A 12,220-nucleotide genomic window follows, 5' to 3' on the forward strand; every position below is an offset into this window, starting at 1 on the left:
TCGCTAAAAGGAGTTTCTCATGAGTCAGGTAAGCGCTGAATTTATCCCGACACGCATTGCTATTCTTACTGTTTCCAACCGTCGTGGCGAAGAAGATGACACCTCCGGCCATTATCTGCGCGACTCGGCGCTGGAGGCGGGTCATCAGATTGTTGATAAGGCGATTGTCAAAGAGAACCGCTATGCGATTCGCGCTCAGGTTTCAGCCTGGATTGCCAGTGACGATGTGCAAGTGGTGCTCATTACCGGCGGCACTGGGTTAACCGAAGGGGACCAGGCACCGGAAGCGCTGCTGCCGCTGTTTGACAGAGAAGTTGAAGGGTTTGGCGAAGTCTTCCGTATGCTGTCGTTTGAAGAGATTGGTACCGCGACGCTGCAGTCTCGAGCGGTTGCCGGGGTGGCCAATAAAACGCTGATTTTCGCCATGCCGGGGTCGACCAAAGCGTGTCGTACCGCCTGGGAGAATATCATTGCGCCGCAGCTTGATGCCCGTACGCGTCCGTGTAATTTCCACCCACATTTGAAGAAATAAGTATGTCGCAACTGACTCATATTAACGCCGCTGGCGAAGCGCATATGGTGGATGTCTCCGCCAAAGCGGAAACCGTACGCGAGGCGCGTGCTGAAGCATTCGTGACCATGCGTAGCGAAACGCTGGCGATGATTATCGATGGCAGCCACCATAAGGGTGATGTATTCGCCACGGCGCGTATTGCGGGTATTCAGGCCGCCAAACGTACCTGGGATCTTATCCCGCTGTGTCACCCACTGATGCTGAGCAAGGTCGAAGTCAATCTTCACGCCGAGCCGGAGCACAATCGCGTACGCATTGAAACGCTGTGTCGCCTGACCGGTAAAACCGGCGTTGAAATGGAAGCGTTAACGGCTGCCTCCGTAGCGGCGTTGACCATTTACGATATGTGCAAAGCGGTGCAAAAGGATATGGTGATTGGTCCGGTGCGTTTGCTGGCAAAAAGCGGCGGCAAGTCGGGGGATTTTAAGGTGGATGCACATGATTAAGGTTCTCTTCTTTGCTCAGGTACGCGAATTGGTCAACACCGATGCGCTAGAAATGACGGCTGAATTTCCAACGGTAGAAGCGCTGCGCCAGCATCTGGCGGGCAAAGGCGATCGCTGGGCGCTGGCACTGGAAGACGGTAAGCTGCTGGCGGCGGTAAACCAGACGCTGGTCAGTTTTGATCATCCTCTTAACGCGGGTGATGAAGTCGCTTTCTTCCCGCCGGTAACCGGAGGCTAAAATGGCTGAAACGCGAATTGTTGTTGGCCATGCGCCGTTTCGCGTCGGGGATGAGTATCCCTGGCTGGCAGAGCGCGATGAAGACGGCGCGGTAGTCACTTTCACCGGTAAAGTGCGCAATCACAATCTCGGTGACAGCGTTAAGGCGTTAACGCTGGAACACTATCCAGGGATGACTGAAAAAGCGCTGGCGGAGATTGTCGACGAAGCGCGTTCGCGCTGGCCGCTGGGCCGGGTAACGGTGATCCATCGTATTGGCGAACTGTGGCCGGGCGATGAAATTGTTTTTGTCGGTGTGACCAGTGCACATCGTAGTAGCGCGTTTGATGCCGGGCAATTCATTATGGATTACCTGAAAACGCGTGCGCCGTTCTGGAAACGCGAAGCCACGCCAGAAGGTGAACGTTGGGTCGACGCCCGCGACAGCGATAAGCAAGCAGCAAAACGCTGGTAGAGTACAATTGGTTTAGGCACATACTGACTCAGGAGATTGTCATGGACCGATTCCCACGATCCGATTCTATTGTGCAGGCCCGTTCCGGCCTGCAAACCTACATGGCGCAGGTCTACGGCTGGATGACCTGTGGGTTGTTATTGACGGCGTTTATTGCATGGTACGCGGCGAATACGCCTGCGGTGATGATGTTTGTCTTTTCCAGCAAAATTACCTTCTTTGGGCTGATCATTGCACAGCTGGCGCTGGTATTTGTCCTGTCCGGCATGGTGCAAAAGCTCAGCGCTGGAATGGCAACGACGCTGTTTATGCTCTACTCGGCGTTAACCGGTCTGACGCTATCAAGCATTTTCATTGTCTATACCTATTCGTCTATCGCCAGTACCTTTGTGGTCACCGGCGGGATGTTCGGTATCATGAGTTTGTACGGCTACACCACCAAACGCGATCTCAGCGGCTTTGGCAACATGCTGTTTATGGCGTTAATTGGTATCGTTCTGGCCTCGTTGGTTAACTTCTGGCTGAAGAGCGAAGCGCTGATGTGGGCGGTGACCTACATTGGGGTGATTGTGTTTGTCGGCCTGACCGCCTATGACACGCAAAAGCTGAAAAATATCGGTGAGCAAATTGACCTGCGCGACAGTTCCAACTTGCGTAAATACGCCATTCTTGGGGCGTTAACGCTGTATCTGGACTTCATCAACCTGTTCCTGATGCTGCTGCGTATTTTCGGTAATCGTCGTTAATTCTCTGTTGCCGGATGGCGCCACGCTTATCCGGCCTACAGTCTTGTAACGAAAGTAGGCCGGATAAGGCGTTAAGCCCCATCCGGCACTACAGTCACGGTGATTTAGCCATCGCTTCCTCGTTTTTACCCGCGCTTTTTCGTCCAACTTCGCTATCAGGTTTTTCCTCCTGCATCCTCGGTTTGAATGCGATCTTGTGTTTCGATCGCGGGTTGTGCTGGCGGCTCCACTTCAGTCAGGCGCGGAGTGTGTGCCGGTAGCCAACCGACCAGTGCCGGGAAGTGGCGTAAAAAGTGAAATGCTAATACGCTTTTGGTCAGGTTCCACCAGGTGCGTCTGGGTAACATTGATTCATCAACTCGCTGGCAGTCCTGCGCAATAATGGGAGTCAGATTGTCGCGCAGGATCTGATTAAAAGCACGGTCATGAATAATGAGATTGGCTTCCAGATTCAGCGACAGACTGAGCGGGTCAAGATTGCTGGACCCGACGGTAGCCCAGTGATCGTCCATCAGCGCCACTTTGCCATGCAGCGGCTTGCGGTGATATTCGTAGACGTGGACGCCCCCTTTGACCAGATAGTTATACAGCAGCCGGGCACCCACTTTCACAATGGGTATATCAGGCTCGCCCTGAACAATGAGTTTTACCCGTACGCCGCGTCGTGCCGCTTTACGCAGGGCATGCAACAGACGATAACCGGGGAAGAAATAGGCATTGGCAATAATCACTTCCCGCTTTGCCTGCGCGAGCATTTTCAAATAATGGCGTTCAATATCATCGCGATGTTCCTCGTTATCACGCCAGACGAACAGCGCCTGCGCTTCACCGGGGCGATGATTTTCGACTGCCCGGTGATGCCGTCGCCACCAGCGGCGTACGGCGCTTTGTCCCGGCAGGTTTTCCAGCACGAATGTCAGAATATCAACCACAATCGGACCTTCAACACGCACAGCGTAATCTTGCTTGGCTTCCGGCCCGTAGTCAGACATGTGTTCGGCGGAGTAATTAATACCGCCGACGAAGGCGATGCGATCGTCAATGACCACAATTTTGCGATGCATCCGGCGAAAAAGATTGGTGCGCATCCCGAACAGGCGTGGGCGCGGATCGTAATAACGGAAAACAATACCCGCCGCGGTTAACTCTTCGACAAAGCTGTCGCTTAGATCCGGTGAGCCGTAGCCGTCCAGCAACACCTCTGCGGCGATCCCGCGGTGTGCGGCAGCGAGCAGTGCGGCATGTAGCTGTTTCCCGACCGCATCTTCAAACCAGATAAAGGTCTCCAGAATGATTTTTTGCTCCGCGTGCTCAATCGCGTGAAATACGGCGGGATAGTACTGATCGCCATTTTCCAGTAGCTGAATTTGATTGCCTTCACGCCAGCCAGTTTTCATACACGAATCTCCGCACTCAGAGGGGCATGATCGGACAAATGTCGCCAGTGACGCAGCGCCAGCGTCGTTGGGGTACTGGCATTCGCGTTTTTCACATAGATCCTGTCCAGACGCAGCAGGGGAAACTGCACCGGAAATGTTCGCGCCGGGCGACCGTGAGCGCGGGTAAAAATCTCGTCAAGGCCGGCCTGGCTCTTCAACGGATAATTTGCCTGTTGTCGCCAGTCGTTAAAATCGCCAGCAACCACCACGGGATCCGCGTTGGGCAGGGCATTGACCCAATTTGCCAGCATGCTGAGCTGTGCCTGGCGATGGGCTTCACGCAAACCGAGGTGGACGCACATCACATGAATCGGGCGGGAAAGCATCGGCGGCACAATGCGACAGTAAAGCACACCGCGTTTTTCACTCGTGCTAACGGATACATCACGGTTTTCATAATGCTCAATAGGGTAGCGCGATAGCACGGCGTTGCCGTGATGCCCCTGTGAATACACGGCATTGCGCCCGTAGGCGAAATCGCGCCACATGGTGTCGGCCAGAAACTCGTAATGGCTGGTATCCGGCCAGTTTTCTATCTGCAGTGAGTGTACGTCGTGAGCGCCCAGCACTTCCTGCAGGCACACAATATCTGCGCCAACTGCCCTGACGGCATCCCGCAGCTCGGGCAAAATAAAGCGTCTGTTAAAGGCGGTGAAACCCTTGTGAGTGTTAATGGTGAGCACATTGAATGAAAATCGGTCTGCTGATTCGCTCATGATTCTCCCGTTGGCGTCACTTTCCTGACTCTCTCCATCATCCTTCGGGATGGGGGGTTTGACCGTATCGCGAATTCTGTGGCGAAATAAATAGTGTAGTCGCCGTCACAAAAAGATGCGGTGTTGCGGAATTTTCCGTAAAGTCCGGTACTCTGAATAATTAGTTAAAAATCCTTCAGGAGAAAAGCCATGAGGTGGCAACAACGTGTTCGTGTCGCAACGGGTCTAAGTTGCTGGCAGATTGTGTTGCATTTACTGGTAGTGGCGTTGCTGGTAATGGGCTGGATGAGCGGCAAGCTGGTGCACGTCGGCCTGGGATTATGCGTCGTGTATGGCGTAACGGTTATCTTAATGCTGGCATTGCAACGTCACCATGAACAGCGCTGGCGTGATGTGGCTGACGTGCTGGAAGAGCTGACGACCACGTGGTATTTCGGTGCGGCAATGATCGTACTGTGGTTACTGTCGCGTGTGCTGCAAAACAACGTGTTACTGGCGCTGGCGGGGCTGGCGATCCTTGCCGGACCCGCAGTGGTCTCGCTGTTGGCGAAAGACAAAAAGTTACATCACTTTGCGTCTAAACATCGCATACGCCGCTGAGCCTGTTGTGGCCGCTATCACCAATAGCGGCCACAAACTTCCCCAGACAATCTGCAGACTCGCATCCTTCAGGTAAATCTGTTTTGTGATGTCCGTAAAGTGACGGATCGGGTTTATCCATGTCAGATTCTGCAACCACACAGGCATATTTTCGACCGGAGAGACATATCCGGACAGCAAAATCGCCGGCATCATAAAGACAAAGACGCCGATAAATGCCTGCTGCTGTGTCGCGCACAGTGACGAAATCAGCAAGCCAAATCCCACCAGCGACAGTCCGTAAATCACCATCGTGAAGTAGAACAGCCCCAGTGAACCGGCAAACGGGATGTGATAGGCCCAGATGCCGATTGCCAGTACGATGGTGGCCTGAAAGGTGGCAACAATCAGTGCCGGCACCGCTTTACCGATGAAAATCTGCCAGGTGGTAAGCGGGGAAACCAGCAGTTGATCCAGCGTGCCTTGCTCGCGCTCGCGAGCAACCGAGAGCGAGGTGACGATCATTACGCCGATAGTGGTGATCATGGCGATCAGCGACGGAACCACGAACCATTTGTAATCCAGATTCGGGTTGTACCAGTTACGCACGACCAGCTCGCTGTTGTTTGGTTTCGGCTTGCCGTCCATCAACTCCTGCTGATACGTCTTAACGATCTGCTGCAGATAATTTGCGGCAATCTGCGCGCTGTTGGAGTTGCGCCCATCGAGAATTAGCTGCATGGGTGCCTGCTGGAAAGTATCCAGATTACGCGAGAAGTCTGCCGGGAAGCGCACCAGTAGCAGTGCTTTTTGCGTGTCGATGGTGGGTTGGATTTCCTGGGGACTTTTTAGCAGCAGAATATGGGTAAAGGCGCTGGCGCGGGCGAAGCGTTGGGTTAATTCCACCGAATGTTTACCGTTGTCTTCGTTGTAGATAGCGATAGTGGCGTTGGTGACTTCCAGCGTTGCCGCAAACGGGAACAGGATCACCTGAATCAGTACCGGTAAAATCAGAATGGCTCGCGTTTGCGGTTCGCGTAGCAGCGATTGCAGCTCTTTACGAATTAACGTCCATAAGCGATGAAACATGCCCGTCCCCTTAATCCAGCCGACGTTTGGTTTTCAGCCACGTCAGGCCAATAAACATTACCGCCGAAGCGATTAAAAACAGCACGTTGATAATTAGCACCACTGGAATATTTCCCGCCAGAAACAGGCTTTGCAGGGTGCTGACGAAATAACGCGCCGGAATAATGTAGGTTACCGCCCGGATAATCGCGGGCATGCTGTCTATCTGGAAGATAAAACCTGACAGCATAATCGAGGGCAGGAAAGCGGCGTTCAGCGCGACCTGCGCGGCGTTAAACTGGTTGCGGGTAATAGTCGAAATCAACAGGCCCATGCCGAGCGTACTCAGCAGAAACAGGCTGGTAATGAAAAACAGGATCAGCAACGAGCCGCGATAGGGCACGCCAAGAATAAATACCGACACCAGCATACACAGCAGCATCGCCAGCATGCCCAGAAAGTAATACGGGATCAGTTTGCACAGCAGCAGCTCGACGCGGGTGACTTCGGTAGACAGCAGGGCCTCCATGGTTCCGCGTTCCCATTCGCGCGCTACCACTAATGAGGTGAGGATTGCGCCAATGACCGTCATTATGATGGTCACCGCTCCGGGAATAATAAAGTGCTGGCTGATGGCTGCCGGGTTAAACCAGTAGCGGGTCTGCACGTCGATCAAGGGCTTGAATGATTCCCCCCGGTCTTCCGCCCGCTGTTGTTGCCAGATCTGCCAGATACCTTCGACATAACCCTGTACAAAGTTGGCGGTATTCGGTTCGCTGCCGTCGGTGATCACCTGGATCGGCGCCACGTCGTTGGGTCGCGCCATCTGCTGGGCAAAATTCACCGGGATCACCACCAGCCCGCGAATGCGCCCGGCCTGCATTTTCTCAATCAATTCCTGACGGTTATCGCTGATGGTAGCATCAATATACGGCGAGCCGGTCATGGTATGGGTAAAATCCAGCGCCTCCTCGCTTTGCTGTTCGAGCAAAATCCCTACCCGCAGCTTGCTGGAGTCGAGGTTGATCCCGTAGCCGAAGATAAACAGCAGCAGCAGCGGGATCACGACGGCAATCAGCCAACTGCTGGGATCGCGGACGATCTGGCGGGTTTCTTTCACGCACAGCGCGCGTACGCGACGCCAGGAGAGGGCGGAATTACTCATGCGCGTGCTCCTTATCCCAGTCATTGATTAGCGTGATAAACGCCTGTTCCATCGTTGGGTCCGGCGTGTCGCTATCGGCTGCTTGTGCTTTCAGGTCATCAGGCGTGCCGCTGGCAATCAGTTTGCCGCGATACACCAGCCCGATACGGTCACAGTATTCCGCCTCATCCATAAAGTGGGTGGTCACCATCACCGTGACGCCTTTTTCCACCATGCTGTTGATATGCAGCCAGAACTCCCGACGGGTGAGGGGATCGACTCCGGAAGTGGGTTCATCGAGGAACAGGATATCGGGTTCATGCATCAGCGAGCAGGCCAGTGCCAGGCGCTGCTTAAAGCCCAGCGGCAGATCGTCGGTGGCGTGAGACGCGATACTCTTCAGGCCAAATGCCTCGCTCATACGATCGATTTTCTCCTTCTGCGCCCGACCGCGCAGACCGTAGACGCCGGAGAAAAAGCGCAGGTTCTGCTCAACGGTCAGGTTGCCGTACAGGGAGAATTTTTGCGCCATATAGCCCAGATGCTGGCGTGCTTTGCCGGAGCTGACTTTCAGATCCATGTCCAGCACCAGCGCTTTGCCGGAGGTGGGAACCAGCAGGCCGCACATCATTTTAAAGGTGGTGGATTTACCGGCACCGTTGGGCCCTAGCAGGCCAAAAATCTCACCACGCTGTACGGAAAAGTCTACGTGGTCGGTCGCGGCAAAATCGCCAAACTTCTTGGTCAGCGCTTTGGCTTCGATCACCGTTTCGCCAGGCGTGCCTTCAACCGTATGCAGGATAGCGCCCAGTGGCGATTCCGATGTCCCGGCTCCGCCGAGTAAATCGATAAAGGCATCCTCAAAGCGGGGAGTCGTTTCGCTGATGTTAATCTCCGGCATGCCGTCTGCCCGACGAATATCGTCCGCAGTGGCTGCTTTTTTCAGGATTAAGCGTACCGATTTCCCCTGAATCATCCCATCGCTGACCTGCGGTAGTTTTAATGCCCGCTGCAGCAATCGGCGGTTATTTTCCTGCGGACTGCTCATCAGGAAGCTGCGACCCGCCATGGTTTGCGTCAGTCGCGTCGGTTCACCCTGATACAACAGTTCGCCTTCGTTCATCAGCAGTACATCGCGGCACTGCTCTGCTTCATCCAGATACGAGGTGCTCCAGAGGATCAACATGCCATCCCCGGCCAGCTCATGAACCATTTGCCACAGTTCACGACGGGAGATGGGGTCCACACCGACACCCGGTTCATCCAGCAGCAACACTTTGGGTTCGCCGACCAGCGTACAGGCTAGCCCGAGCTTCTGTTTCATCCCACCGGAAAGTTTGCCGGCCAGTCGTCCGGTAAATGGCCCCAGCGAGGTAAATTCCAGCAGGCGGGCAAAGGTTTTTTCTCGCGCTTCGCCGGTGACGCTACGCAAATCAGCATAGAGATTGAGGTTCTCCATGACGGTTAAATCTTCATACAGGCCAAATTTCTGCGGCATATAGCCCAGTACCGCATGCAGCGCGCTGTCGTCCTTGATAGGGTCAAAGCCAATCACCGCAGCACTTCCGGCATCGGGTTTTAACAATCCCGCCAGCATGCGCATCAACGTGGTTTTCCCCGCGCCGTCCGGCCCGACAAGTCCGGTCACGTAGCCTGCATGCACGGTGCAGTCGAGCGGGGCAACGGCCGGTTTTTCCATTCCGGCAAAGTTTTTTGTCAGCCCTTTGAGCGTAATAACGGCATCATTCATGCCGTGCCTCGTCACTGAATTTGATCGTTACCGGCATTCCCTGGCGCAGCGCATCGTCCGCGTCGGTTACGACAATACGCAGGCGATAAACCAGGTCGGTGCGCAGGTCAGGGGTTTCAACTGTTTTCGGCGTAAACTCGGCGGTTGGTGACACAAAGCCGATTTTGCCATGATACGGTTTGTCCGGACGGCCATCGGTGTAGAGCAGGATCTCACGTCCCGGCTGTGCCTGGCTCAGATTGCGTTCGTCAACGTAGGCGCGGACCCATACCGGACGCGTGAGCGACAGCGTCAGTACCGTACCGCCTGCGCTTAGCATACTGCCGGGTTCGACTGCACGGGTAAGCAGCGTACCGTCAGACGGCGAGGTCAGCGTGGTGTCATGCAAATTAAGCTCTGCCTGTGCCAGCTCGGCCTGAGCCTGTTCGAGCGTGGCTTTTGCCTGCTCGATGTCCTGCACACGATTACCGCTGCGATATTGGCTGAGTTTATCCTGTGCGGATTTCAGTGAAGCTAACGCCTGATCGCGAGATGAACGGGCGTTTTCCAGGTCGTTAGCGGAGATGGTGCGGCTTTTCCACAATCCAACCTGTCGATTATAAAAGTTCTGTGCGTAATCATAGGCGGCCTGTGCCTGTTTGACGGCCGCTGCCGCCTGGGCGATCTCTTCAGCGCGATACCCGGCCAGCATCAGATCGTATTGCGCCTGGGCGGCGGCAACATTGGCTTTGGCCTGCATCAATGCGTTTTCATACGGTGCGCGGTCCAGTTCGCCCAGCACCTGACCGGCGGTAATCGCATCGCCTTCATCAACCGCCAGTGAGGCCAGCCTGCCGCCGACGCGAAAACTCAGGTTGACGCTACGGATATCGACATTGCCGTACAGCGTCAGGCCGTTATCTTGCCGACTCTGATACCACCACGTTCCACCGGCAATCACGGCAACGAGGGCCGCGATAACCAGCCCGAGAACGACAGGTTTTTTCATGACTCCAGACTCCTTTGCGTTAAACCTTGCAGAATAAGATCGATGTGACAGGTGATCGTTTGGTCAATCAGCGCGGTTTTATCCTCATCAAATTGTGACCAACCCGTACGCAACAGAATGGTTTCTTTCCCCAGACGAAAGGCCAGCACCTCGCCGAGGATGGCGTGGGTATGCAGAATCATTTGGGTATCGTTGGCATCGCCGCCGGTATAGGCGGCAATCAGGCGCGTTAAGTGTGTATGCAGCGGATTGATAACCTGGTCGTGCACCAGTTGATAAGCCGCGGTGGGGGAAAGCTGTTCCCGCGAAATAAATTTGCTCAGGTTTACGGTGTCGTCCTGGGTGAGCAACATGATCATATTTTTGCAGGCGCGCAGGATTAATTCGCGCATCGCGCCACGATCCGGTTCTGGCTGAGCGAATAAACGCTCGGCCTCTTCAGCGTGCGGACGGAACTGTGAGCCGATAAAATCGGCAATCCACTGGGCGCAGGCGAGATATAAATCCTCTTTTGAGCCAAAATAGTAGGTGATAGCCGCAATGTTTTGCCCGGCCTGTGCAGCGATATCGCGCGTCGTGGCGTGCAGACCATACTCGCCGAATTGCGCCAATGCTGCGGCAATGAGCTGGTTCTTCGCCTGTTCACCTTTGGTTGTCATGGTGGGTGTATTCATAGCATGACCTGATCTTAATCAATCGATTGATTAAGATTATGACTGATGTGCAACCTTGTCCAGTCCGGATCGTTATTTTCCTCGCAGGGATAATTTATGCGGCACATCACAAAAACTGCTACACTCCGCCCCTTCATGACATTGTGGTTTTTGTCATCTCTATTGTATGTATCTCCCTGAAAACGACACCGGTAACGGTCAGGGCGGTTCGGAGTTGTTATGTCTTTTGATTCCCTTGGTTTAAACCCTGAAATTTTACGTGCCGTTGCCGAACAGGGTTACCGTGAACCTACCCCTATTCAGCAACAGGCGATCCCTGCCGTGCTGGAAGGCCGCGATCTGATGGCCAGCGCCCAGACCGGTACGGGGAAAACGGCAGGTTTTACCCTGCCGCTGTTGCAGCACCTGATTACCCATCAGCCGCATGGTAAAAGCCGTCGCCCGGTGCGTGCGCTGATCCTCACGCCAACCCGCGAACTGGCTGCTCAAATTGGCGAAAACGTACGTGATTACAGTAAGTATCTGAACATCCGCTCGCTGGTGGTCTTCGGCGGCGTCAGTATTAACCCGCAGATGATGAAGCTGCGCGGTGGTGTGGATGTGTTGATTGCCACACCTGGTCGTTTGCTCGATCTGGAACACCAGAATGCGGTGAAACTGGATCAGGTTGAGATCCTGGTACTCGATGAAGCTGACCGCATGCTGGATATGGGCTTTATTCACGACATTCGTCGCGTTCTGGCGAAGCTGCCGGCAAAACGCCAGAACCTGCTGTTCTCAGCAACGTTCTCTGACGATATTAAGTCGCTGGCCGAAAAGCTGCTGCACAATCCGCTGGAAATCGAAGTGGCGCGCCGTAATACCGCCTCAGAGCAGGTGACTCAGCACGTTCATTTCGTGGATAAAAAACGTAAACGTGAGCTGCTGTCGCAGATGATTGGTCAGGGCAACTGGCAGCAGGTGCTGGTGTTTACCCGTACCAAACACGGTGCGAATCATCTGGCTGAACAGCTGAATAAAGACGGTATCCGCAGCGCGGCAATCCACGGTAACAAATCTCAGGGAGCGCGTACCCGTGCGCTGGCCGATTTTAAATCCGGGGATATTCGCGTGCTGGTGGCGACGGACATTGCGGCGCGCGGGCTGGACATTGAAGAGTTACCGCACGTGGTGAACTACGAGCTGCCAAACGTCCCGGAAGATTACGTGCACCGTATTGTGTGCGTCGATGAACACAAGTTGTTGCGTGACATCGAGAAGCTGCTGAAAAAAGAGATCCCGCGTATTGCAACGCCAGGCTATGAGCCGGATCCGTCCATTAAAGCTGAGCCGATCCAGAACGGTCGCCAGCAGCGTGGCGGCGGTGGTGGTCGCGGGCAGGGCGGAGCAGGGCGTGGCCAGCAG

Annotated in this window: 14 protein-coding genes; 7 read left to right on the forward strand and 7 right to left on the reverse strand. The window is 54.6% G+C overall.

The annotated features are described in order from the left end of the window. Nucleotides 1-19: 19 nt before the first annotated feature. The 5 genes from moaB to FDX24_RS00590 are packed head-to-tail and all read left to right on the forward strand — an operon-like array spanning nt 20 to nt 2,458. Complete coding sequence (moaB, locus tag FDX24_RS00570) at nt 20-532, forward strand: molybdenum cofactor biosynthesis protein B (protein WP_048212213.1); 513 nt, start codon at nt 20-22, stop codon at nt 530-532. 2 nt (nt 533-534) lie between these two features. Beyond that, complete coding sequence (gene moaC / locus FDX24_RS00575) at nt 535-1,020, forward strand: cyclic pyranopterin monophosphate synthase MoaC (protein WP_003035188.1); 486 nt, start codon at nt 535-537, stop codon at nt 1,018-1,020. Then, nucleotides 1,013-1,258, forward strand: coding sequence for a molybdopterin synthase sulfur carrier subunit (gene moaD, locus FDX24_RS00580; protein ID WP_048212212.1), 246 nt, complete (start codon nt 1,013-1,015; stop codon nt 1,256-1,258). The genes moaC and moaD overlap by 8 nt, the downstream gene beginning before the upstream one ends. A 1-nt stretch (nt 1,259) precedes the next feature. Beyond that, nucleotides 1,260-1,712: a molybdopterin synthase catalytic subunit MoaE gene (gene moaE / locus FDX24_RS00585; RefSeq protein ID WP_061067572.1), complete on the forward strand. Its 453-nt coding sequence runs from the start codon at nt 1,260-1,262 to the stop codon at nt 1,710-1,712. A gap of 41 nt (nt 1,713-1,753) precedes the next feature. Next, nucleotides 1,754-2,458 carry a Bax inhibitor-1/YccA family protein gene (locus FDX24_RS00590; protein ID WP_040230421.1) on the forward strand — a complete coding sequence of 235 codons (705 nt, stop codon included), beginning with the start codon at nt 1,754-1,756 and terminating at the stop codon, nt 2,456-2,458. A 155-nt stretch (nt 2,459-2,613) separates the two neighbouring features. Here FDX24_RS00590 and clsB read toward each other — a convergent pair whose 3' ends face one another. Both clsB and FDX24_RS00600 read right to left on the reverse strand, forming a co-directional pair. Further along, nucleotides 2,614-3,855 carry a cardiolipin synthase ClsB gene (gene clsB / locus FDX24_RS00595; RefSeq protein WP_137363673.1) on the reverse strand — a complete coding sequence of 414 codons (1,242 nt, stop codon included), beginning with the start codon at nt 3,853-3,855 and terminating at the stop codon, nt 2,614-2,616. After that, nucleotides 3,852-4,613 carry an endonuclease/exonuclease/phosphatase family protein gene (locus tag FDX24_RS00600; RefSeq protein WP_137363674.1) on the reverse strand — a complete coding sequence of 254 codons (762 nt, stop codon included), beginning with the start codon at nt 4,611-4,613 and terminating at the stop codon, nt 3,852-3,854. The genes clsB and FDX24_RS00600 overlap by 4 nt, the downstream gene beginning before the upstream one ends. Before the next feature lie 189 nt (nt 4,614-4,802). Here FDX24_RS00600 and FDX24_RS00605 point away from each other — a divergent pair, with 189 nt between their 5' ends. Continuing rightward, nucleotides 4,803-5,213, forward strand: a complete 411-nt coding sequence (locus FDX24_RS00605) for a YbhQ family protein (protein ID WP_048212208.1) — start codon at nt 4,803-4,805, stop codon at nt 5,211-5,213. Here the strand turns inward: FDX24_RS00605 and FDX24_RS00610 are convergent. Genes FDX24_RS00610 through cecR form a run of 5 tightly spaced genes read right to left on the reverse strand, consistent with a single transcriptional unit; the run spans nt 5,175 to nt 10,816 of the window. Beyond that, nucleotides 5,175-6,281, reverse strand: coding sequence for an ABC transporter permease (locus FDX24_RS00610; RefSeq protein WP_061067575.1), 1,107 nt, complete (start codon nt 6,279-6,281; stop codon nt 5,175-5,177). The two genes, FDX24_RS00605 and FDX24_RS00610, sit on opposite strands and share 39 nt — an antisense overlap. A gap of 10 nt (nt 6,282-6,291) precedes the next feature. Then, nucleotides 6,292-7,425, reverse strand: coding sequence for an ABC transporter permease (locus tag FDX24_RS00615; protein ID WP_061067576.1), 1,134 nt, complete (start codon nt 7,423-7,425; stop codon nt 6,292-6,294). Beyond that, nucleotides 7,418-9,154: an ATP-binding cassette domain-containing protein gene (locus tag FDX24_RS00620; RefSeq protein WP_048212205.1), complete on the reverse strand. Its 1,737-nt coding sequence runs from the start codon at nt 9,152-9,154 to the stop codon at nt 7,418-7,420. The genes FDX24_RS00615 and FDX24_RS00620 overlap by 8 nt, the downstream gene beginning before the upstream one ends. Next, nucleotides 9,147-10,142 carry a secretion protein HlyD gene (hlyD, locus tag FDX24_RS00625; protein ID WP_048212204.1) on the reverse strand — a complete coding sequence of 332 codons (996 nt, stop codon included), beginning with the start codon at nt 10,140-10,142 and terminating at the stop codon, nt 9,147-9,149. Before hlyD ends, FDX24_RS00620 begins: the two co-directional genes overlap by 8 nt. Then, nucleotides 10,139-10,816 (reverse strand): transcriptional regulator CecR, encoded by a 678-nt coding sequence (gene cecR, locus FDX24_RS00630; RefSeq protein WP_003035216.1) that lies wholly within the window; start codon nt 10,814-10,816, stop codon nt 10,139-10,141. The genes hlyD and cecR overlap by 4 nt, the downstream gene beginning before the upstream one ends. 219 nt (nt 10,817-11,035) lie before the next feature. On the opposite strand from cecR, the gene rhlE reads away from it, so the two are divergent. Further along, on the forward strand, nt 11,036-12,220 hold a 1,185-nt coding region (rhlE, locus tag FDX24_RS00635), incomplete at its 3' end, for an ATP-dependent RNA helicase RhlE (protein WP_137363675.1).

The organism is Citrobacter sp. wls716 (assembly GCF_005280975.1).
GTDB classification, from domain to species: Bacteria; Pseudomonadota; Gammaproteobacteria; order Enterobacterales; family Enterobacteriaceae; genus Citrobacter; species Citrobacter youngae.